This is a genomic window from Cytobacillus firmus, assembly GCF_023612095.1.
Classification (GTDB): Bacteria; Bacillota; Bacilli; order Bacillales; family Cytobacillaceae; genus Cytobacillus.
The window spans coordinates 4316473-4338360 of sequence record NZ_CP086235.1 but is presented as its reverse complement, the minus strand read 5'-3'; the positions used below and the strand labels follow the sequence as shown (position 1 = coordinate 4338360).

Sequence of the window (21888 nt, the reverse complement as noted above, 5' to 3'; positions counted from 1 at the left end):
ACATTCCGCAATTTTCTATTACTTTTCTGCGGGATGGTGTATAATCAGAAATAGAAAATTTTATATCCGCAATAGAACAGGTGTCTTCTCAAAAGGGCTTTAAAGCAAGCTCTTTTGAAGACTTAATAGGGAAGCTGGTGAAATTCCAGCGCGGTCCCGCCACTGTAAATGGTAGCTGTCTGCAAATCCACTGTACACACAAGTATGGGAAGGAGCAGAACGCATTGACCATGAGCCAGGAGACCTGCCTGATTCTTAAGCACCCATAAACCTACGAGGATAGGGAGGTGTTTGGTCCGGCCATCTATTCTGCAATTTTTTGTAAATGACCATACCAACATCTCCTTGCCATTCGAGGGGATGTTTTTTTTATTTTTGGTGACAGGCACCACCCGAATTTTGTCGAAAGTTATAGGAGGATTGCTGAGAATGAAAAAGTTTTATGTATTTTTATTAACTATGCTGCTTGCTGCAGGAGTGCTTGCAGGCTGCGGCGATAGTACTGAACAGCCAAAAGAAGAGAAAAAGGTTGAGGAAGGGCAGAGTGCTGCATTTCCTGTAACGATAAATGACGCGCTGGATAATGAAGTGGTCATTGAAGCCAAGCCCGAAAGAATCGTTTCCGTGATTCCAAGCAACACTGAAATAGCATTCGAATTAGGGCTGGGAGAAGAAGTGGTCGGGGTCTCCGATTTTGATAACTACCCGCCGGAAGCCGCAGAAAAGGAAAAGATCGGAGGATTGGAATTTAATGTAGAGAAAGTGATCTCCTTAAATCCCGACCTTGTCCTTGCCCACGCTTCAAGTGCACAAAATTCGGAAGCAGGTCTTCAGCAATTAAGGGATGCAGGTGTAACCGTCCTTGTTGTCAATGACGCGAAGAGCTTTGATCAGGTATTTGAATCCATTGAAATGATTGGGACCGCAGCGGGAGAGAAGGAAAAAGCAGAAACTCTTGTTTCAGACATGAAGCGCCAGCTTGAGGAAATCAAAACAAAAGCTAATGGGATAAAAGAAGAGGACCGCAAATCGGTAATGGTTGAAGTTTCACCTGCTCCGGAAATCTATGCAGCAGGGACTGAGACGTTTATGGACGAAATGCTGAGTGCCATCAACACAGAAAATATCATTACGGAAGAAGGATGGCCGAAGATGGATCCGGAAGCGATTATCGAACGGAATCCGGATGTGATCATCACAACTCATGGCTATTACACTGAAGATGCTGTCGGCAATGTCTTAAGCCGCGATGGCTGGCAGGATATAACCGCAGTGAAAAATAAGCAGGTTGCCGATGTTGATTCCGATATGGTAACCCGCTCTGGCCCTCGTATTATTGAAGGAGTCGAGGAACTTGCAAAAGCAGTATATCCGGACGTATTTAAATAATAAATTACTGGCTTATATATCAGCACTAGCTTTCCTGCTTTGTGCCATGCTGATGGGGATCTCGATCGGAACCGTGTCCATTCACCCCATGACGATCATCAGAGTAATAAGCGCTGAGATTTTTCCCTTTGTTTCATTGGAAAACACAGATAGCATGCATGCAAATATCATTATGAATATCAGGCTTCCGCGCGTATTGCTGGCAGGCTTGGTTGGGGCATCTCTTGCTATTGCAGGAGCTGCCTTTCAAGGCTTATTAAGAAATCCGCTGGCAGATCCCTATACAATCGGGGTATCTTCCGGGGCTTCGCTTGGTGCAGTTTTAACCTTGTTCTTTGGCTTATCCATTCCGTTTGCAGGAATGTTTACGCTGCCTTTATTCAGCATCTTATTTGCCTTTTTAACTATTTTTGCGGTTTTGTTTTTTGCGAGAAATATTGAAAGATCCATGAAAGTGGAAACGATTATTTTAACAGGCATCATCTTCAGTTCTTTTCTTGGAGCCCTCATCTCTCTGATGATTGCTCTGACTGGTGAGGAGCTGAGACAGATCATCGGCTGGCTTCTTGGAAGTGTGTCGATGAGAGGCTGGGCGTATATTAACATTATCCTTCCTTTCTTTGTGATAGGTGCGGTTCTTCTGTTAGTGAACAGCAAAGAGCTGAATGCTATGAGCTTCGGAGAGGAAAAGGCCCGGCATATCGGGGTGGACGTTCAGAAGAGAAAGATAATGGTCCTGATAGCAGGCTCTATCTTAACGGGTGCGGCTGTTGCTGTGTCTGGAACGGTAGGATTTGTCGGACTTGTGATTCCTCATCTGACCAGGATGTTATGGGGGCCGGATCATAGGCATTTGCTGCCGCTATCCATTCTTGTGGGAGCAGGTTTCCTTATTATTGCCGATCTGGTTTCACGGACGATCATTGCTCCTGCCGAGCTTCCGATCGGTGTGATTACAGCCTTAATCGGTGCACCTGTTTTTGGGGCTATTTTAATGAGAAGAAGGAATAAACTTTAAGCGCATAAAGGCGCTTTGCGCTTTTCTAATTAAGAAAGAAGTGGTTAATCATGCTAAGAGTCCAGCAAATCACAGGCGGGTATGCCGGTGCGCCGGTTGTAAAAAATATCAGCTTTGAAGTGGAAAAAGGAGAGCTTTTCGGGATATTGGGACCGAATGGAAGCGGCAAGACGACAATTCTGAAGATGCTGAGCGGCATTCTGCCCCATACAGCTGGTGATATTGTGATCAAAGGTAAGAACCTATCAGAATATACACCGAAAGAACTGGCGAAAATCATGGCTGTTCTGCCCCAGCATTCCTCACAGGCCTTTTCTTATACTGTAAAGGAAACGGTTTCCCTTGGCCGCTATGCTCATCAAAAGGGCTGGTTCCAGAGCTGGACCGGCAAAGATGAAGAAGCGGTTAACCGGGTTATGGAGCAGACAGGCATCTCCCGGTTTCAGGATGCTGATATTCAGCAATTATCCGGCGGGGAAAGACAGAGAGTGTTTTTAGCACAGGCCCTTGCCCAGGAGCCGGAAATATTATTGCTGGATGAGCCGACGAACCATCTTGACTTGTCTTATCAGAAAGAACTGCTTGATCTCCTTTCTGTATGGTCAAAGGACTGCGGGCTGACGGTTATTTCCATCTTCCATGATTTAAATTTGGCCGGCCTGTACTGTGACCGCCTGCTGCTGCTGGAGAATGGCGAAGTCAATATTAACCATGTTCCTAATGAGGTTTTAAAAGAAGGGCGGATACGGGAGGTTTACAGGACGAAGATCGAGAAGCTGCCGCATCCAAGAGTGGCGGCTCCTCAGATGGTGCTGGTGCCTGAGCGCTCACAGGCAGAAAGCCTATTAGAGCAGCGAATCGATCCAGCCAGCCTGAAGGTAAGGGAAGACTTGCTGGTCCTTCGCTCGCCATTGCCGCTTAAAACCATGTCTTCAGGTGTAACCGGATCGGGGACTGGCTGGAATCGGATTTTTCTTAACCGGCATGTGAGCAAGAATTATGACTGCAGTGATCATCGGGCAGAGATGGCGGAATTTGTCCGGGAAATCGGCTTTGAACCCGGGGAAACTGTGGGGATGATGACAGCCGTATATATTGAAGATTTCAGCAGCCAATTTTATGAAGAAGATACATTCTCTGTGTATGTGGTTGTGACAGCTGGTGTCGGCAATGCGGTTGATGCTTCGAAAAGTGATGAGCATTCTTATCATCTGACTCCGGGTACAATCAATACATGGATTTTCGTTAATGGCCATCTGACAGAGGAAGCCTTTATTCAATCCATTATGACTGCAACCGAGGCCAAGACCAGGGCATTATTTGATCAGAATGTTAAAGATGCTGTAACAGGGTCGATAGCGACCGGAACATCAACTGACAGTATTTTGATTGCCGCCACACAGCAGGGAGAAAGCCTGGAGTATGCGGGTACCATTACACCGCTGGGCAAAGTGATTGGCAAAGGTGTGTACGAATGTACTGTTGAGGCAATAAAAAAATCGCAAAGCAGGGTAAAAAGATGATGTTATATCACCTGATCGCGCTAACCTTTGCCTGGATACTGGATAAGCTGATAGGGGACCCGCCAAACTGGCCGCATCCGGTCAGGTGGATGGGTGCCCTGATACATAAACTTGAACAAGCTCTGAATAAAGGCCGCTTTAGAAAATTAAAAGGGATCCTCATGCTAGTGATCGTGCTGCTGGCAGCAGGTGGCATCACCTTTTTCCTTACCTGGCTCTTTTATGAAATTCATCCGATCGCAGGCATCCTGGCAGAAGGAATTCTTATCTTCACAGCCATTGCTCAAAAGAGTTTAAAAGAGGCAGCGCTGGAGGTATATGAGCCTCTGGCAAAAGGTGATATGGAAACAGCAAGAGTAAAGCTTTCATACATTGTCGGCAGGGATACAGATCGGCTGGATGAACCAGGCATTGTCCGGGCTGCTGTGGAGACAGTGGCGGAAAACACCAGTGATGGCATAACTGCTCCATTATTTTGGGCTATGATCGGCGGTGCACCGCTGGCTCTCATCTACCGGGCCATTAATACATGTGATTCGATGGTTGGCCACATGAATGAACGATATATGGATTTTGGATGGGCTTCTGCCAAAGCGGATGATATCGTAAACTGGATTCCAAGCCGGCTGACATCGGTTTGCATCATGCTCACACAAAAGTCGGAGCATGCTCCATATGAGGAGGCATGGGGAATCCTTTTAAGTGATGCACCGAAGCATCCGAGCCCGAATAGCGGCTGGGGGGAAGCTGCTGTTGCAGCTCTTCTGGGCGTACAGCTGGGCGGGATCAATTTTTATAAGGATGTCATCTCTAACCGTGCGACAATGGGCAAGCCAATGGTAATGCTTGAAAAAGAACATATCATAAAAAGTATCTCGATTATGAACAAAGCAGTTTTCCTATTTTTGCTTCTATTATGGACAGGAGGGATGTTTCTTGATCTGGCCTTCACACGGATCTAATCCGCAATATTTATATGAAGCGATGGATAAGCAAATGCCTGAGCCTGAGGAGCGGATTGATTTCAGTGCCAATATCAATCCCCTGGGCCCTCCCAGTGAATTAAAAGACAGGTGGGGAAGCTTATTCCCATACATTAGCGACTATCCGGATCCCCATGCTGCCCTTTTAAAAAGTAAATTGGCGGCTGCAGAGGGAATAAAAGAAACACAAATTCTGGTCGGAAATGGAGGCGCCGAGCTGATCACACTGATTGGCCGGATGATAGCCGGGAAAAGTGCGCTGATTATTCAGCCGGCCTTTTCGGAATATGAAGAGGCCTGCCGGGTTAATAATTGCAGAGTCTCCTATTATCAGCTGGAGGCTGAAGATTGGAATTTGGATATGGAAGCGCTATCCGAAAGTCTCAAAGACGCTGATGCCGTGTTCTTCTGCAACCCAAATAATCCGACGGGCGTCCACTACCCCAAAGCTTTGGTGGAGAAGCTGTTAGAGAAGTGTCAGATTCACAGCTGCCTGCTTATTATGGATGAAGCTTTTTATGACTTTGCCTGCGACTATCAATCTATTGTCATAGAAAAGGATTCAAATGTTGTGGTGCTGCGCTCCATGACGAAGATGTTTTCGATACCCGGCCTGCGCCTTGGATACATGATGGCAGGTGAGAGATTGATTGAAAGAGCTGCTGCCCTGAAACCGCACTGGAGCGTGAATGCCCTTGCTTTAAAAGCAGGAGAGTGGTGTCTGGACAGCAAGGAGCATGTCAGGCTGACAAAAAATTTGATTCGGCAGGAGAGAGAGAGGCTGGTTTCGTTTTATCAGAGATTAAATTTTTCTGTTTCTCCTTCTGCCGTAAACTTTTATTTATTAAGGGATCCACGCCTGGATGATCAGCTGCCTTTATTTCAATTTCTGCTGGAAAAGGGCATGATCCCGAGGCACACGATGAACTTCCCCGGCCTGGAAGGAAGATGGCTGCGCTTTGCGATTAAGGGGCCGAAAGACAATGATGTGCTGATGGAGGCGATGGAGGAATGGCGGAAGGTGCGCTGATTTTTATCACGGGGGGCGTGCGGAGCGGAAAAAGCTCATTTGCGGAGAAGCTTTCTGCCAGGCTCGCAGAAAAAACAGACGGAAAGCTTCATTACATTGCTGCCGGAAAAGCATACGATTCCGAGATGAAAGAGCGGATTCAGAGGCACCAGGATGACCGGGGTAAGAGCGGCTTGGGCTGGACAACCTGGGAGAAGCCTTCTGCACTTGAAGAGATCTCGGGAAACTTTACCCATCAGGATATAATTCTTTTCGATTGCTTGACCACTCTCTTGAATAATGAGCTTTTTAAAGCGGAGGATAGTTGGCGGACCAGAGAATATCAGGAAAATCTTTCATCCGATATTCTCGTGGCCATCACTGAAATACGCAAAAATTGCAGGACCTTGATCGTTGTCAGCAACGAGGTCTTGAATGAGCCAATTTACAAAAATGAACTGGTGATTACATATTCAAAAATACTTGGGACGCTTCATAGGAATATAGTAGATATGGCTGATGAAGCCTATCTTGTTGAAGCAGGCATTCCCATACAAATGAAAGGAGAACCGGCATGAAAGGGATCATGATTCAGGGGACTTCATCCGACGCAGGTAAAAGCCTTATTGCTACGGCTCTTTGCCGCGCATTCTCCAATGAAGGTTTCCGCACGGCTCCTTTTAAATCCCAGAATATGTCCAATAATTCATACGTGACAAAGGATGGGAATGAAATTGGCAGGGCACAGGGCATTCAGGCTGAAGCGGCAAGAACGGAAGCTGCTGTCTGGATGAACCCCATCCTCCTTAAGCCTCAATCCGCTCAGAATGCTGAGGTCATTCTCCTTGGAAAAGCAGTCAACTCCCTATCAGGAAGAAGCTATCGGGAATCCTTTTATGAAAAAGGGCTTGAAACCATCAAAGAGGCACTGAGTCTGCTTGCTGCTCAATACGAGCTGCTTGTCATAGAAGGAGCTGGCAGCCCTGTTGAAATTAATTTAAAAGATAAAGAGCTAGTGAATATGAAGGTCGCCGAAATAGCGGATGTGCCAGTCATCCTGGTTGCCGATATTGACAGGGGCGGTGTTTTTGCAAGCATTGTTGGAACTCTGGAGCTTTTCACCAAACAGGAAAGACAGCGGGTTGCGGGCATTATCATTAATAAATTCCGCGGAGATATCACGCTGTTTGAGGATGGCATCCGCTGGATCGAAGAAAAGACGGGTGTCCCTGTCCTTGGCGTTCTGCCTTACTTGGAAGACCATATGATCGATGCAGAGGATTCCCTATCCATTCAGGCTGCTGTCCCAAGAGCTGGTGAGGGTATTCTGGATATTGCAGTGCTGCGGCCGCCATTTATTTCAAACTTCAGTGACATCGATCCGTTTTACTATGAAGATGACGTGAACATTAGGTGGGTAAGACATCTATCGGAGGCTGGCTCACCTGATGCGGTGATCATTCCCGGCACAAAGAGCACGATTCGCGATTTGCGCTATTTCAAGGAAAAAGGTCTGGCGGACTGGATTGTGCGCTATGCTGCCGATGGAGGTTCTATTGCCGGCATTTGCGGAGGATACCAGATGCTCGGCAGGAGATTAATCGATATGGCAGGTTCTGATACCGGGAATCCGTATGAAAAGGAAAAAGGCTTGAATTTGATACCGGCAGATACCATTTTTCATGAACGAAAGAAGACCGTGCAGGTGAAGGGCAGTCTGCATTCAAGTACGAACCTTCCCGTTAAAGAAATCCTGGATGGATATGAAATCCATTTAGGTGAAACAGTTCTTGAAAATGATTTTGATGGCAATCGCCTTCTGCTGCTTCAAAATGGCGAAGAAGATGGATTTTATGGGAATGATGGCCGTCTGATAGGGACTTATATGCACCACATCTTCCATAATGATGAATGGAGGGGTGCGTGGCTTAATTCCCTGCGCAAACAAAAAGGCATTCCAAGTAAGGAGCCTGTCCGAATAAAAGCCCTGAAGGATAGGAAATACAGCGAACTGGCGGAAAATATGATGCAGCATCTTGATTGGGAAAAATTAAAGGAAATTGTCTTTAGCTGGAGAAAACAAAATGAAATGGCTTAAAGGATTATTGATCAATCTTCAATTTTTCACAAGCATTCCCATTCCGATATCCCTGCCAATGGATAAGCCTCATCTGGAGAAGGCAATCAGAACCTTCCCTATAGCCGGCCTCATCCAGGGTGGGATATATGCATTTATACTCTATGCTTTTCTTGAATGGACTCCTTTTTCTCTATTGGCAGCGGCCTTTGCCGTTTGGCTGGCCGGCATTTTGCTGACCGGCGGGATCCATCTTGATGGGTGGATGGATGCGAGCGATGCGTTCTTCTCCTATCGCGATCAGGAGAGACGGCTTGACATCATGAGTGATCCCCGGGTGGGGGCCTTCGGAGTGCTGTCTGTTATTGTCCTGCTGGGTGCCCGGTTTCTATTTATCTATGAAATTGTGCTTTTATTAAATCCATCTTCCTATTTTTTAATTGCAGTGATTCCCTTTTTAAGCAAGATGGTAATGGGGATCTTGCTGATAAACGTCAAGGCGGCCAAAAAAGAGGGGCTGGGCTCATTATTTCAGCAGGCTGCTGCTAAAACCACCCTATCTATTTACCCTGTCTTCCTTCTGGCTGCCGCGGCAGCTGCCTGGCTGGCTGGTTTCCCGGCTATTGTTGGTTTTTCTTTCATGGTTCTTTTTTCAATATTGTTTTTCGTATTATTATCAAGAAAAGTCATTGCCTGGTTTGGCGGAATGACAGGGGATGTCCTTGGGGCCAGTGTGGAAGGGATGGAGGTGCTTTTGTGGATGATACTGTGGCTGTTGCATTATTTCGTCATGGGCTGACAGAGGCCAATAAGTCCCATGCCTATCTGGGATGGACAGATTCTCCTTTGTGTCCGGAACTCAGGGATAAGCTTGCCCTGGTGCCTCAAGGCTACAGAAGAATTTTTGCAAGTGATTTAGGCAGATGCATGAAGACGGCGGCCATTCTATTCCCGGATCATTCTATTGAACCATGTCCCGATTGGCGAGAAATGCATTTTGGCGAGTGGGAAGGCAAGACATATCAAGAGCTGAAAGATAACCCGGCTTATCAAGAATGGCTGGAAGATCCTTTCACAGGGGTGCTGCCTGGAGGGGAATCCTTTGCATCATTCACAGCAAGAGTGGATAAAGGGTGGCAGAATTTAACCGATCAATTGCTTCAGGGAAATAACAGAGATGCAGCTATTATTACACATGGCGGAGTCATAAGGTATCTTCTTGGAAAGTATGCACCGGAGCAAAAAGAATTCTGGGAGTGGCAAGTTCCGTTTGGAAGAGGCTATGAGCTTAGATGGACACGGGAAGAGTTTAGGAGGGGAGAACGATGCACTTCATTACAGGAGGCAGGTTTAACGGGAAGTCCGAATGGGTGAAGAATTTTTATCAATTGGCAGACACTCCTCATAAATGGATTTCAGCTTATCATTGTGAGTCGGCCGGCGATCTTGATCGAAACCTGATTGTCTTTGAGGGAATTGAGCTAATGATTCGGGAGTGGTCGCAAGCACTGGAGTTTGAAGAGATTCGGGAAAAGTGGCAGGAGATGCTGGAAAAGTGGCTCCAATGGGAAAAAGCAGATGTTAGCCGGAAAGTCGTTTTAATCGGATCTGATATTTCAAAAGGGATTGTTCCGATGGAGGCGCTTGACCGAAAGTGGCGGGATGCAGCAGGATGGGCCTTTCAGGATACCGCTGCTACTGCAGATAGAGTCGATTTGATTTGGTATGGCATCAATCAAAAAATAAAATGAAATGGGGAATTGCTGATGAAACTTTATACACGAACTGGCGATGAGGGAAAAACAAGTATTATCGGAGGCAGAGTGGAGAAGGATGATGTAAGGGTTGAAGCCTATGGAACAGTGGATGAAGTCAACTGTTTTGTCGGGCAGGCGATGACACAGCTGGATCCGGCCATTTTTCAGGATGTCCTGGAGGACTTGGAGAAGATTCAGCATGAGCTTTTTGACTGTGGCGGCGACCTTGCAAATGTTACGAAAAAGCGGGAGCTTAAATTGACGAAGGAATCTGTTGATTATTTGGAGACAAAGATTGATAGATTGATTGAGGAAGCGCCAAAGCTGGAAAGGTTTATTCTGCCTGGGGGAGCACCTGCATCTGCATCCATTCATATTGCCAGGACAGTAACCCGGAGAGCGGAGCGTCTTGTGGTCTCACTAAAAAAAGCGGATCCGGACACCTCTGCAGTGGCACTGAAATATCTGAATCGCTTATCGGATTACTTCTTTGCCCTGGCAAGGGTGATTAATTTCCGTCTGAACCAGAAGGATGTGGAATATGTGCGCAGTGCGAATGTATTCCGTGAAGGAAAGCGCAAGGAGGATAAGTGATGAAAAGCATGCGATTGGGCATGGCCGCTATGCTGATTGCACTGACAGCAATCGGTGCAGCGATTAAAGTTCCTGCAGTTATCGGAAGCGTGGCACTGGATGCATTTCCTGCCTTGCTCGCAGCCGTGCTGCTTGGCGGCTATGGCGGAGCGGCCGTTGCTGCCACCGGGCATCTGCTGTCAGCATTATTGGGCGGCTTGCCTTTAGGGCCACTTCATCTCCTGATTGCTGTTGAAATGGCATTTCTAGTCTTTGTTTTCAGCTCATTGTACCAGAGAGGCCGCCGCTGGCTTGCAGGGATTCTTTTTGTGCTCGGCAATGCCTTTGCAGCCCCGCTTCCATTTATCTTTTTAATGGGCCAGGCCTTTTACCTGGCGATTGTGCCTTCCCTTTTTATAGGTTCTGTGATTAATGCTGTTATTGCTTATATAGCGATTCCAAGGCTTGTCAAGCTTGTGGGACCTGCTCTTGCCAAAGCGGGTGCTGAGCAGTGAGGGATGTCTTAAGCTTCCCTTTTAATTCTGAAGAAACAATTGTTGTAGCCAGTGATAACAGCGGAGCAATCGGCGAGAAAGAACAGGACGCTGTCCAGGTTCCTTACGAGATTGTTTCGTATTATTCCTTCCGTGTCGCTGTCATGGAATGTATGTCTGCTGGTGCTCAGCCATTTGCTGCTGCCATTCAGAATTTCTGCGGAGATGATGCCTGGGATCAGCTTATAGGGGGCATTAAAAAGGGTGCTGATGAATTAGGACTTACGGAACTGCAAATCACCGGCAGTACAGAAAGCAACTTTAACCTGCTTCAATCTGCGGTAGGATTATCTGTACTTGGCAAAAGGAAGGGAGAGCTTCCGGCTGATGCCCTAATCTATACAGAGGATACAAGGATAGCGGTGCTCGGTTCCCCTTTGGTTGGCCAGGAGCTGATTGAGAGGGAGGCGGAGGCAGCACCCCTAAAGATTTTTAAAATGATTAATTCCATTGAGGATACTGAGACGCTTCCTGTAGGATCAAAAGGTATTCTGGCCGAGCTGAACGGGCTGTTTTTCAATAGGGAATTTGAGGTTAAGGACTTCGAATCAGGAGTGGATCTGCAGAAATCAGGAGGTCCATCCACTTGCTTTATCGCGGTATTTCCTGAGAAGAAATCGGAAGAGATCAGGAAGATGGCAGGCCATTATTTTCATTTATTGGATATAAATATATGAAAAAGGCTGCTCAATTTCTTTCTAATTACTGTAACTTTTAAAAATGATTTCAGAGTCTAAAAGGAGAAAATACCTCCTAAATTGAAATCATATCATGTAAAGAAACTTTGAAGAGGTGAACGTAATGGAATTGAAGCTGGGGTATGTCATTTTATATGCGGAAAGTCTGGAAAGAACGAAGCATTTTTATGGTGAATTGCTGGGCCTGAAACTTAGGAATGAATTTGGAACTTACATCGAGTATGATACAGGCAGCACCATTCTTTCCTTCAATACGAGAGAAGGCGGACGGGAAGTCACCGGGCTGCCGATACCGGATGGAGTGAGGAAGGAGCAGACATTCGAGCTGGGGTTTGTGACGGAAGAAGTGGAAGCACTTGTTGGTAAGCTCAAGACCGCAGGGGTGCCAGTCCTGCTCGAGCCGATTGAAAAGCCCTGGGGACAGAAAGTGGCATATGTGGAAGATCCGGATGGGCATTATATTGAGATTTGTTCACCTATCGGTTAAAAATGACTCTGTTACAGGGTCGTTTTTTTTGTTGAACGCATAGTAATCGTGAGATTTCAAAAGAAAAAACTAGATTTTAAGTATTATTTGCGCTTACATGAGGGCTTGTAAATATAAGTAAATGTGTTATGATTTTATATGTTTTTGTCGGCTCGACTTTGATGAGAGTTCAAAGTCATTACTATAAATCTATTAATAAAGAGGTGTTTATTTGAAAGTTTTATCAAAAAAAGAACAATGGTTTGGCAATGTGAAGGGAGACATCCTTGCTGGAATCGTAGTGGCATTGGCACTGATTCCTGAGGCGATTGCTTTCTCCATTATTGCGGGTGTCGATCCGATGATTGGATTGTATGCTTCGTTCTGTATTGCTGTAACCATTGCAATAGTTGGCGGTAGGCCTGGAATGATTTCAGCTGCAACCGGTGCGATGGCGTTATTGATGGTTACTTTAGTAGCTGATCACGGACTGCAGTATTTATTTGCTGCGACTATTTTGACGGGAGTCCTGCAGATCTTATTTGGTGTGCTTAAATTGGCCCGCTTTATGAAATTCATTCCCCGTGCCGTTATGATTGGATTTGTTAACGCACTGGCGATTTTAATTTTTATGGCTCAGCTGGAGCAATTTGTAGATGCTACTTGGGTGATGTATGCAATGGTTGCCGGTGCACTGGCGATTATTTATCTTTTCCCGAGATTTACGAAAGCAGTGCCATCTCCTCTGGTAGCGATAATTGTTATTACGATTATTGCCATCATGACAAAGAGTGATGTTCGCACAGTTGGCGATATGGGAACCATCACCTCAGCTCTTCCGGCATTCTTTATACCGGATGTTCCATTGAACCTTGAGACTCTGAAAATCATTTTCCCTTACTCTATTGCCCTAGCGATCGTGGGCTTGCTTGAATCTCTGCTGACTGCATCGATTGTGGATGACATGACCGATACAGCCAGTGATAAGAACATGGAAAGCCGCGGACAGGGAATTGCAAATATCGTGTCCGGTTTATTCGGCGGAATGGCAGGCTGTGCGATGATTGGACAGTCCGTCATTAATGTGAAATCCGGCGGAAGAGGCAGGCTGTCAACGATAGTAGCCGGCTCATTCCTGATGTTTCTGATTTTAGTATTAGGCAATATTGTCGTGCAAATACCGATGGCTGCATTAGTCGGAGTTATGATCATGGTTTCGATCGGCACTTTTGACTGGTCATCCATTAAGGGGCTCGCTAAGACGCCTGTCACTGATTCGATTGTTATGGTGACAACGACTGTTACAACTGTTTTCACCCATGACTTATCAAAAGGAGTTTTCGCGGGGATTATCCTAAGTGCGATCTTCTTTGTCGCTAAAATTTCGAAAGTGCATGTTGCTTCACGTATTGAAGGAGATAAGAAAATATACGCTGTAACAGGCCAAGTTTTCTTTGCTTCTGTAGATGAACTTGTAGCAGCATTCGACTTTAACGAAGAATTAAAAGAAGTTGAAATTGATTTTACACAGGCGCATGTCTGGGATGACTCAGGTGTAGCTGCCATCGATAAGATTGTATTAAAGCTTCGTGACAGCGGTGTGCTGGTCCGCCTATCAGGATTAAACGCGCCAAGCTCGAACTTGATTGAACGTTTGGCCGTTCACCGAAAACCTGGTGCGAAATTATCCGGCCATTAAAAACTGGAATTAATACCACAGTCAGCTTTGACTGTGGTATTTTTTTTATAAGAATATGTTAGGGGTGAGGCTCTGTGTTTAAAAAAATATTGATGGCTGCAGATGGATCCGATCATTCCATTCGGGCAGCCGATAAAGCCATTCAACTGGCTGAACAGAATCCTGATTCTGAAATTACCGTGGTGTATGCTGTTGATGGTCAGACCTCAAAAGAAGATATCCTTCATCATTTTGATAAAAGTATAGTGGACCAGGTGAGAAAAAAGCGTTTAGAGCCAATAGAAAATTTATTAAAAGAAAAGGGCATTCCATATGAAATAAAAATACTGCAGGGAGAGCCTGGACCAGCCATTGTGGAATTTGCCAACAAGATGGATTTTGATGTTGCTGTAGTTGGCAGCCGGGGTTTGAATACACTTCAGGAAATGGTGCTCGGAAGTGTCAGCCACAAAATAGCCAAACGTGTGAAAGCGCCTGTTATGATTGTTAAGTAAAGTGAAAAGGTACACTTTTTCACTATCTGGGTCGCGTAAAGCTGGTACAGCGCCTAACTGCAAAAAAAGATGCCCCAACAGGGACATCTTTTTTTCAATCAGCCGGCTTTCACTGCCGATTGGGGCTGAAGCTTCTTCTCTTTGCCGCTTGCCTTATCAGACAGCAGTGTCAGCGCACCGTCACCAGTTACATTACACGCAGTTCCAAAACTGTCCTGGGCAAGGTATAGAGCAATCATAAGCGCAAGCATGGTTTCATTGAATCCGAGCATGCTTTCAAGGAGACCCAAGGCAGCCATGACAGCTCCTCCAGGAACACCGGGAGCCGCGATCATTGTAATTCCAAGCATTAATATGAAAGGCAGGATTTCTGCAAATGATGTGGTTTGTCCCTGCAGCATCATGACGGCGATCGCGCAGCTCACAATGGTGATGGTGCTTCCGGATAAATGAATCGTTGCAAGTAATGGCACAGAGAAATCCGCAATCTTTTCGCGTGCACCAAGCTTTTTAACCTGTTTAAGCGTAACAGGAATGGTGGATGCGGATGATTGGGTTCCAAGCGCCGTAAAGTAAGCAGGCATCATATTTTTCATGAGTCTGAGCGGATTGGCTTTCATCAGGCTGCCTGCAGCTGAATATTGTAGCAGTAAAAATAAAAGATGAAGAGCAATAATCATGACAAAGACTTTGGCAAATACAGAAATAATGGCGCCAACCTGTCCGCCTTGCGTCATATTGGCGAAGATCCCGAAAATATGGACAGGAAGCAAAGGAATGATGACCTTTTCAATCAATTTTTCAATAATATCACGAAAATCATTCATCGCATTTTGCAGGGTGTTTCCTTTAATTGCGGCCAATCCCAGGCCTAAAGTGAATGAAATCAGCAGTGCCGTCATGACACCCATTACCGGAGGCATGTCCACCTGGAAAAAGGGTGAAAGCAAAGCATCCTCAGGATTCTCAAACTCTTTGAAGTTTTGGTTTTTTAATAGAATAGGATATAACACCGTCGCAGAAAAATAGGCAATTAAACCGGCAGTGACTGTGGAAGCATAAGCAAAACCGGTTGTAATCCCAAGCAGTTTCCCTGCCCCTTTCCCCATGCTGCCGATTCCTGGCGCGATGAATCCGATAATAATTAACGGAATCGCGAAACCAAGAAAGTTTCCGAACAGTCCATTAAAAGTAGCAAATAGCTGAATAAGCCATTGGGGAGAAAAAGAACCTATTAAAATACCCAATGCAATAGCAGCAATAATTCTGGGAAGCAAACCGAACTTCATTATTTTTGTCCTCCTAAAAAATACAATTGTTTTTGTTAGGGGGATTATATCCTGTTTTACAGCAAAAGTTAATAGATAAAACTTTTGTTTTAATAATAAAAAAACTCTGATTATTACGAGTGGATTAAGGGTTCTGCTCTATAAAAGGAAGGTAAACGTTTTCCTGAAATAATTATTTCCGAAAATGGAAATTATTTATGTTTAGGCTGTTTTCGCAAGGTTTGTTGCTATTTGTATATTATTTACTGAGTTGATTGGAGCGGAAGGTGCGAGATCCTCGAAAATGCATTCGCATTTTCTTCGTGCGGTGTTTTTTCGGGGAAGTTTATTCAACGTCCTGCGGGAGTAGCGGGACAGGTGAGACCCCGCAGACGCGCAGCGTCGAGGAGGCTCACCGCCTGCCCCGCGTTTCGCTGAGCATCCTGTAGCGGAAATCAACGGGCAACATTAATAGGTGAAAAACAAAATTTTATTCGAAAAGAGCCTATGTTTAAGATAAGAAAAGTTTCCTTTTTCAGCGCTCTGTCATACATATAGAAATATGGGCGTAGGGGCAGAAAAAAATTCCTGAAGAATTGAACATGTAATCACTCCCTTTCTTAAATGTGAAAGTGTTACAATATAGAATAGCTTGAATGAACATATAAATCAGTTTAAGAAAAATAAAACGGCATGAAAAGCCGGTTAGTCCATGATTGAATATTGGAGGTTCTTTTTATGAAAACAAAGGTTGGCCTTTTATACGGCGGAAAGTCAGCGGAGCATAAAGTTTCTATGCAGACTGCAATGGCTGTCATTAAAGCATTGGATTTAGAGAAATTTGAAATTCATCCTATTTATATATCTGAAGAAGGCCGATGGGTGAAAGGCCCTCAATTGCAGGGTCCTGTTTCCAATGTAAAGGAGCTGGAATTCTCCCAGAGGGAAGCACTTCCACCAACAGCATTGGCACCGACCCTTTTCCAGGATGCACAGGAGAAAGGCCCATTTGATGTCATCTTCCCGCTGCTTCACGGTCCGAACGGGGAAGACGGCACAGTTCAGGGGCTGCTTGAGCTCTTAAACCTGCCATATGTGGGGAATGGAGTATTGGCTTCATCAGCGGGCATGGATAAGGTCATCATGAAGAATATATTTGCACAGGCAGGCCTGCCGCAGGTGAAGTATGTCTGGTTTATCCGCAGTGAGTGGGAGAATGAAACAGAGACAGCGTATGAAAAAGTGGAAAAAGAACTCGGCTACCCGTGTTTCGTAAAACCGGCCAACCTGGGTTCCAGTGTGGGCATCAGTAAGTGTATGAACCGCACAGAGCTTGAAGGAGCATTTAAAGAAGCTTTCCAATTTGACCGTAAAATCATTATCGAAGAAGGCGTCACTGCAAGAGAAATTGAAGCTGGCGTGCTGGGCAATGATCATCCGGAATGCTCTGTTGCCGGTGAGATTGTGCCGAAGGTTGAATTCTATGACTATAAAGCGAAATATGAGGATGGAGACACAGCATTAATCATTCCTGCTGAAATCTCCGAGAGTGAGTACAGCGAACTGAGCAATATGGCCATTAAGGCATTTAAAGCCCTTGACTGTTCAGGTCTTGTCCGGGCTGACTTTTTCTTAACAAGAGAGGGTAAGCTATACATTAATGAAGTCAACACCATGCCGGGCTTTACACCTTTCAGCATGTTCCCGCTTCTGTGGAAGCATACGGGAGTAGAATATCCTCAGCTGATTGAAAAGCTTGTCAATCTGGCCATTGAACGCCATGCTGAGAAACAAAGCATCAAACACACTATGTAAAAAGGCATAACTGTTGAAGGAAACACGGCATTTTTGCCGTGTTCCTTTTGTTCATACATAAATGGCAAAATCAGGATTATCTGCTGCCTTCTGATTTTGTCCAATAGGAGGCGCCATATGATTAAAAAAACACTTCAGGAAATTACACAGATGATTAAAGTAGATAATGACGTATCTTCTTATAATGACACATCCATACAGGGCGTGAGCATTGACTCCAGAAGAATCGGGAAGGGCAATTTATTTGTTCCTTTCAAAGGGGAAAATTCAGATGGCCACCGATTTGTAGAAGATGCCATTGAAAAGGGGGCAGCCGCGGCCTTTTGGCAAAAGGATGTTCCCAATCCGCCACTGCATCTTCCAATCCTGATTGTTGAAGATACACTGACAGCTCTTCAGGAATTGGCGAGAAGCTATCGTAATGAATTAAATGTAAAGGTCGCAGGCATTACAGGAAGCAACGGCAAAACAACGACCAAGGATATGACCGCAAACCTTCTGTCACTAAACTATAAGGTTCAAAAAACGGAAGGCAACTATAACAACCATATCGGTCTTCCTCTGACCATTCTGGCACTTGAAGAAGATACGGAAATCGCCGTACTCGAAATGGGAATGAGCGGAAGGGGAGAAATCGATTTTCTTACGAAGCTTGCCCGTCCCGACGCCGTGATCATTACGAATATAGGCGAATCTCATCTGCAGGATTTAGGTTCCAGAGAAGGGATTGCAGAAGCGAAGCTGGAAATCATAAATGGCCTTCAGGAAAATGGCCTGGTTATTTATTACGGTGACGAGCCGCTTCTTGATGAAAAGCTGAAAACCTACAATGGTTCGGCTGCATTAAGAACCTTTGGAAGAACCGGGAAAAACGATGTGTATCCGGTGGATATCAAGCAGAATGACAAGGGTAGCACATTTGGGATCAATGGATCCGACGAGGAATTTTACCTGCCAGTACTGGGCACCCATAACGTTCTCAATGCCCTGGCAGCGATGATTGCAGCATCCCATTTCGGCGTTCCGTACGAAAAGATGAACGAAGGCTTTGCCAGCTTAAAGCTGACCAATATGAGAATGGAACTGCTCGAGGGCAAAATGGGTGAAAAAATTATTAATGATGCCTATAATGCCAGCCCGACATCCATGAATGCAGCCATTGAACTGGTCGCCAATCTTCCTGGCTATAAAAAGAAAGTTCTCGTTCTTGGCGATATGCTGGAGCTTGGTCCGCAGGAGGAGGATTTCCATTACTCCACTGGGAAATCTGTGGATGCAAAAAAGGTTGATTACGTGTTTACTTTCGGCAAGCTTGGCGAATTTATCGCCAAGGGGGCGAAGGAAGTCCTGCCTCATGAACGGGTGGCAGCCTTTACTGACAAACAGAACCTCATTCAAGAACTGAAGAAACATGTCGACCAGGAAACCATTGTGCTGGTTAAGGCATCCCGTGGCATGAAGCTTGAGGAAGTTGTATCAGCTCTTCAATAATTTCTTTAACAGAAGGGATGAAGGACTGATACAGCATAAAGGTTTTCAGCAAGATCATTTAGAAAAATAGATAATTGTATATATCTGTTATTATAGGAATTAAACCCCTGTTTCACGTGAAACAGGGGTTTAATTTATTCTTAAATAGTTCCTCCGTAGTAATTTTTATCTTTCAACAGGTTTGATTAGTATGGCGAAAAGGAAAAAGTGTAAAATAAAATGTACGTAAATTTTAAAAAATGGCGGTGACTCGTAAATGATTGGCTGCATGTGCATACATGGTTTTACAGGAGCTCCATTCGAAGTAGAACCTTTGGCAGAGTATTTAAAAGAGCATACAGACTGGGAGATTTCCGTGCCGACATTGCCGGGTCATGGCGATGAACTGAAGCTGAAAGGAATCGCCTACAACAAGTGGATTGAGCATGCAGAGGAAGAACTGAAAAGGCTGATCAGCCGCTGTGAAAAAGTATATGTCATCGGTTTTTCAATGGGCGGCCTGATCGCCAGCTATTTAACGGTTCATTACCCTGTAGATAAATTGGTTCTGCTCAGTGCTGCTGCCTATTACGTGAACCCGAAGCAGCTATTCTTTGATATGAAAGAGATGGTAAGAGATGCTTTCAGGGGGAACCTGGCTGACAATGAAATGTTCGTCAGATATAAGCGGAAAATCAGTGCGACACCGATTACGGCAACACTTCAATTCCGCAGGCTTGTGGCTTCCATCAGGCCTATTTTAAATCAGATCACTGTGCCGACATTAATTGCGCAGGGTGAAAGTGATGGAGTGGTGCCTCCGAGAAGCGCCAGATATTTATATAATAATATTAGTTCATCAGCCAAAAAATTAATTTTTATAAAAGACTCAAAGCATCTTATCTGCCATTGCGGGGAAGGGGACCGCCTCTTTCAGGAGATCCTTGGCTTTCTGCAAAAAAAGCCTGAATGATAAGGTTTTCAGCCAGCCTTCACGTTTGCAATGCTTACTTGAAAATGGTAATATAAACACCAAAGTGCCAACAGGAACTTCTTTTGAGAACCCGGACATACTCCAGCAGGAGAATGTCTTTTTTCATTAAATACAGAAGTATTGCTGAAAAAGCATACTTCAGTAAGGCCATAAATAGATGGGTGCTTAAATACGCTTATCTTAAGAGACCTGATTGTCCGTGAACAATTTGGATAGAACTTACCCTCATCCTTTCCTCAAGCGGGTTTCATAGTGAGTGGGACTCTTCTTAACGAAACATAACCGCACTTTTTATATAATAAGAAGTTACAGCATCTAGATTGCCGGGTACTGCCGGTAAAAAGGCTCCTTACAGGGTGCCATAACATTTCTTATAATCGTCCGGAAGAGACTCATAGGCCAATTTTTTCAGGAGAACTCCTGCCTGCAGGTTTGCAGGGACAAAATTTTTCTATGATTAGAAGGAGAATGAATACATTGACAAAGTTTCAAGACTTGGGCATCAGCCCGGAGACAATGAAATCACTGAAACGAATGGGATTTGAAGAAGCGACTCCTATTCAGACACAGACCATTCCGTTAAGTTTGGAGAATAAAGACCTGATCGGGCAGGCGCAGACAGGAACAGGAAAAACCGCTGCATTCGGAATCCCGATGATTGATAAAATCGATAACACAAAAGAGCATATTCAGGGAATTATTATTGCCCCTACACGTGAGCTGGCGATTCAAGTATCGGAAGAACTGTATAAAATCGGCTACGGAAAAAGAACGAAAGTCCTTTCCATTTATGGCGGCCAGGATATTAACCGCCAAATCCGTGCATTAAAGAACAAACCGCATATCATCGTTGGAACGCCGGGACGTATTCTGGACCATATCAACCGCAAAACTTTGCGTTTGGACCATGTCCATACGGCCATCCTTGACGAAGCGGATGAAATGCTTAACATGGGATTCATTGATGATATTGAAGCGATTCTTGCACAAATTCCTGAAGAGCGCCAAACACTGCTCTTCTCTGCTACAATGCCTGCGCCAATCCGCAGAATGGCAGAACGCTTTATGAAGGACCCTCAGGTTGTCCGTGTACAAGCTAAGGAAATGACTGTTTCATCTATTGAACAATTCTATGTTGAAGTGCATGAGAGAAATAAATTTGATGTGCTGACAAGACTTCTGGATATTCAATCACCGGAATTGGCGATCGTATTCGGACGTACAAAGCGCCGGGTTGATGAATTGGCTGAAGCCTTGAATCTTCGCGGATATATGGCTGAAGGAATCCATGGGGACCTAAGCCAGGCTAAACGGATGTCTGTACTAAGGAAGTTCAAAGAGGGAAGCATTGACGTCCTTGTGGCAACAGATGTTGCAGCGCGCGGATTGGACATTTCCGGCGTCACGCATGTATATAATTTTGACATTCCTCAGGATCCTGAAAGCTATGTTCACCGCATCGGCCGGACCGGACGTGCTGGAAAAACGGGTGTTGCGATGACATTCATCAATCCACGCGAGAAATCGTACCTGAATGTGGTGGAACGTACAACAAAGAAAAAAATGGAACGCATGGATGCTCCAACACTGGATGAGGCGCTTGAAGGCCAGCAAAAAGCTGTATTGGAAAAAATCATGCAAACCATCGAGGAAAACAATCTTGGAAGCTATAAAGAAGCGGCAGATCAGCTTCTGGCACAAAAGGACGCTTCAACAGTTGTTCAGGCCGTGCTGAAGATGCTGACAAAGGAACCGGATACAACCCCTGTTAAATTAACAGAGGAAAAGCCGCTTCCATCTAAGCGTGACAGAAAGCCAAATGACCGCAGCCGCGGAGGATACAATGGCAGAGGCAGACAGGGCGGCCAAAAAGGATCATACAAATCCCGCCAGGGCCACACTGGAAAACGTCCAAGCCACAATAACAGCCGTTCAAACAGCAACAGCTATAGATAAGAAATTTGGAGAGCAGAAATTCTGCTCTCTTTTTATCGCAGTCTAACGGGCAGTAAGACCCCCGCTTCAAGACTCAGAGGAATCAAAGGAGGATAAGCGGGGATCAAACTGCCCGTAAAGGCCCGATTGGTTCAACTAACAATCA

21 protein-coding genes and 1 riboswitch are annotated in these 21888 nt (G+C 45.2%); of the genes, 20 read left to right on the top strand and 1 reads right to left on the bottom strand.

Translation table 11 applies throughout. The features are described 5' to 3' along the window. Positions 1–61 precede the first annotated feature (61 nt). A riboswitch (cobalamin riboswitch) is annotated at positions 62–266 on the top strand. A gap of 163 nt (positions 267–429) precedes the next feature. The 16 genes from LLY41_RS22100 (at position 430) to LLY41_RS22025 (ending at position 14240) form a co-directional block, all read left to right on the top strand. Then, positions 430–1389 carry an ABC transporter substrate-binding protein gene (locus tag LLY41_RS22100; RefSeq protein ID WP_304586633.1) on the top strand — a complete coding sequence of 320 codons (960 nt, stop codon included), beginning with the start codon at positions 430–432 and terminating at the stop codon, positions 1387–1389. Continuing rightward, complete coding sequence (locus tag LLY41_RS22095) at positions 1355–2407, top strand: FecCD family ABC transporter permease (protein WP_304586632.1); 1053 nt, start codon at positions 1355–1357, stop codon at positions 2405–2407. Before LLY41_RS22100 ends, LLY41_RS22095 begins: the two co-directional genes overlap by 35 nt. Positions 2408–2457: 50 nt before the next feature. After that, positions 2458–3930, top strand: coding sequence for an adenosylcobinamide amidohydrolase (locus LLY41_RS22090; RefSeq protein WP_304586631.1), 1473 nt, complete (start codon positions 2458–2460; stop codon positions 3928–3930). Then, complete coding sequence (gene cbiB / locus LLY41_RS22085) at positions 3927–4892, top strand: adenosylcobinamide-phosphate synthase CbiB (protein WP_304586630.1); 966 nt, start codon at positions 3927–3929, stop codon at positions 4890–4892. Before LLY41_RS22090 ends, cbiB begins: the two co-directional genes overlap by 4 nt. Then, positions 4867–5943: a threonine-phosphate decarboxylase CobD gene (cobD, locus tag LLY41_RS22080; RefSeq protein ID WP_304586629.1), complete on the top strand. Its 1077-nt coding sequence runs from the start codon at positions 4867–4869 to the stop codon at positions 5941–5943. Before cbiB ends, cobD begins: the two co-directional genes overlap by 26 nt. Next, the gene (locus tag LLY41_RS22075; protein ID WP_304586628.1) at positions 5925–6500 is read left to right on the top strand and encodes a bifunctional adenosylcobinamide kinase/adenosylcobinamide-phosphate guanylyltransferase; all 576 of its coding nucleotides are present in this window, start codon (positions 5925–5927) and stop codon (positions 6498–6500) included. Before cobD ends, LLY41_RS22075 begins: the two co-directional genes overlap by 19 nt. Next, entirely contained in the window at positions 6497–8020 is a 1524-nt protein-coding gene (locus tag LLY41_RS22070) for a cobyric acid synthase (protein WP_304586627.1), read from the top strand. The genes LLY41_RS22075 and LLY41_RS22070 overlap by 4 nt, the downstream gene beginning before the upstream one ends. Next, a complete protein-coding gene (gene cobS / locus LLY41_RS22065) occupies positions 8007–8798 on the top strand; it encodes an adenosylcobinamide-GDP ribazoletransferase (RefSeq protein ID WP_304586626.1) in 792 nt (263 codons plus the stop codon). Before LLY41_RS22070 ends, cobS begins: the two co-directional genes overlap by 14 nt. Beyond that, positions 8756–9373 (top strand): histidine phosphatase family protein, encoded by a 618-nt coding sequence (locus tag LLY41_RS22060; RefSeq protein ID WP_304586625.1) that lies wholly within the window; start codon positions 8756–8758, stop codon positions 9371–9373. Before cobS ends, LLY41_RS22060 begins: the two co-directional genes overlap by 43 nt. Then, entirely contained in the window at positions 9325–9750 is a 426-nt protein-coding gene (locus tag LLY41_RS22055; RefSeq protein ID WP_095245870.1) for a bifunctional adenosylcobinamide kinase/adenosylcobinamide-phosphate guanylyltransferase, read from the top strand. The genes LLY41_RS22060 and LLY41_RS22055 overlap by 49 nt, the downstream gene beginning before the upstream one ends. Before the next feature lie 15 nt (positions 9751–9765). Next, on the top strand, positions 9766–10350 hold the full coding sequence (locus LLY41_RS22050; RefSeq protein ID WP_304586624.1) for a cob(I)yrinic acid a,c-diamide adenosyltransferase: 585 nt from the start codon (positions 9766–9768) through the stop codon (positions 10348–10350). Then, positions 10350–10844 (top strand): ECF transporter S component, encoded by a 495-nt coding sequence (locus LLY41_RS22045; RefSeq protein ID WP_163144721.1) that lies wholly within the window; start codon positions 10350–10352, stop codon positions 10842–10844. The genes LLY41_RS22050 and LLY41_RS22045 overlap by 1 nt, the downstream gene beginning before the upstream one ends. Then, complete coding sequence (locus tag LLY41_RS22040; RefSeq protein WP_304586623.1) at positions 10841–11560, top strand: ATP-binding protein; 720 nt, start codon at positions 10841–10843, stop codon at positions 11558–11560. The genes LLY41_RS22045 and LLY41_RS22040 overlap by 4 nt, the downstream gene beginning before the upstream one ends. 124 nt (positions 11561–11684) lie before the next feature. Further along, the gene (locus tag LLY41_RS22035) at positions 11685–12068 is read left to right on the top strand and encodes a VOC family protein (protein WP_095245874.1); all 384 of its coding nucleotides are present in this window, start codon (positions 11685–11687) and stop codon (positions 12066–12068) included. 211 nt (positions 12069–12279) lie between these two features. Then, positions 12280–13746 (top strand): SulP family inorganic anion transporter, encoded by a 1467-nt coding sequence (locus tag LLY41_RS22030; protein WP_304586622.1) that lies wholly within the window; start codon positions 12280–12282, stop codon positions 13744–13746. 74 nt (positions 13747–13820) lie between these two features. Beyond that, entirely contained in the window at positions 13821–14240 is a 420-nt protein-coding gene (locus LLY41_RS22025; protein WP_304586621.1) for a universal stress protein, read from the top strand. 98 nt (positions 14241–14338) lie between these two features. Here the strand turns inward: LLY41_RS22025 and LLY41_RS22020 are convergent, their stop codons facing one another. Continuing rightward, a complete protein-coding gene (locus LLY41_RS22020; protein WP_304586620.1) occupies positions 14339–15529 on the bottom strand; it encodes a dicarboxylate/amino acid:cation symporter in 1191 nt (396 codons plus the stop codon). 717 nt (positions 15530–16246) lie between these two features. Here LLY41_RS22020 and LLY41_RS22015 point away from each other — a divergent pair. The 4 genes from LLY41_RS22015 to LLY41_RS22000 all read left to right on the top strand — a co-directional run bounded on the left by LLY41_RS22015 (position 16247) and on the right by LLY41_RS22000 (position 21743). Continuing rightward, complete coding sequence (locus LLY41_RS22015; protein WP_095245878.1) at positions 16247–17323, top strand: D-alanine--D-alanine ligase; 1077 nt, start codon at positions 16247–16249, stop codon at positions 17321–17323. Between the two features lie 117 nt (positions 17324–17440). Continuing rightward, positions 17441–18814 (top strand): UDP-N-acetylmuramoyl-tripeptide--D-alanyl-D-alanine ligase, encoded by a 1374-nt coding sequence (locus tag LLY41_RS22010; RefSeq protein WP_304586619.1) that lies wholly within the window; start codon positions 17441–17443, stop codon positions 18812–18814. A 256-nt stretch (positions 18815–19070) separates the two neighbouring features. Continuing rightward, positions 19071–19766: an alpha/beta hydrolase gene (locus tag LLY41_RS22005; RefSeq protein ID WP_095245880.1), complete on the top strand. Its 696-nt coding sequence runs from the start codon at positions 19071–19073 to the stop codon at positions 19764–19766. Positions 19767–20264: 498 nt separating this feature from the next. Then, positions 20265–21743 (top strand): degradosome RNA helicase CshA, encoded by a 1479-nt coding sequence (locus tag LLY41_RS22000; RefSeq protein WP_095245881.1) that lies wholly within the window; start codon positions 20265–20267, stop codon positions 21741–21743. The last annotated feature ends 145 nt before the right edge of the window (positions 21744–21888 follow it).

What these genes read in the sequence shown, in the direction of transcription:
- LLY41_RS22045 (WP_163144721.1), top strand. Translation starts at nt 10,350, where the DNA reads ATGAAAAGCATGCGATTGGGCATGGCCGCTATGCTGATTGCACTGACA.
- LLY41_RS22090 (WP_304586631.1), top strand. Translation starts at nt 2,458, where the DNA reads ATGCTAAGAGTCCAGCAAATCACAGGCGGGTATGCCGGTGCGCCGGTT.
- LLY41_RS22015 (WP_095245878.1), top strand. Translation starts at nt 16,247, where the DNA reads ATGAAAACAAAGGTTGGCCTTTTATACGGCGGAAAGTCAGCGGAGCAT.
- LLY41_RS22075 (WP_304586628.1), top strand. Translation starts at nt 5,925, where the DNA reads ATGGCGGAAGGTGCGCTGATTTTTATCACGGGGGGCGTGCGGAGCGGA.
- LLY41_RS22070 (WP_304586627.1), top strand. Translation starts at nt 6,497, where the DNA reads ATGAAAGGGATCATGATTCAGGGGACTTCATCCGACGCAGGTAAAAGC.
- LLY41_RS22055 (WP_095245870.1), top strand. Translation starts at nt 9,325, where the DNA reads ATGCACTTCATTACAGGAGGCAGGTTTAACGGGAAGTCCGAATGGGTG.
- LLY41_RS22020 (WP_304586620.1), bottom strand. Translation starts at nt 15,529, where the DNA reads ATGAAGTTCGGTTTGCTTCCCAGAATTATTGCTGCTATTGCATTGGGT.
- LLY41_RS22035 (WP_095245874.1), top strand. Translation starts at nt 11,685, where the DNA reads ATGGAATTGAAGCTGGGGTATGTCATTTTATATGCGGAAAGTCTGGAA.
- LLY41_RS22005 (WP_095245880.1), top strand. Translation starts at nt 19,071, where the DNA reads ATGATTGGCTGCATGTGCATACATGGTTTTACAGGAGCTCCATTCGAA.
- LLY41_RS22010 (WP_304586619.1), top strand. Translation starts at nt 17,441, where the DNA reads ATGATTAAAAAAACACTTCAGGAAATTACACAGATGATTAAAGTAGAT.
- cbiB (WP_304586630.1), top strand. Translation starts at nt 3,927, where the DNA reads ATGATGTTATATCACCTGATCGCGCTAACCTTTGCCTGGATACTGGAT.
- LLY41_RS22050 (WP_304586624.1), top strand. Translation starts at nt 9,766, where the DNA reads ATGAAACTTTATACACGAACTGGCGATGAGGGAAAAACAAGTATTATC.
- LLY41_RS22100 (WP_304586633.1), top strand. Translation starts at nt 430, where the DNA reads ATGAAAAAGTTTTATGTATTTTTATTAACTATGCTGCTTGCTGCAGGA.
- cobS (WP_304586626.1), top strand. Translation starts at nt 8,007, where the DNA reads ATGAAATGGCTTAAAGGATTATTGATCAATCTTCAATTTTTCACAAGC.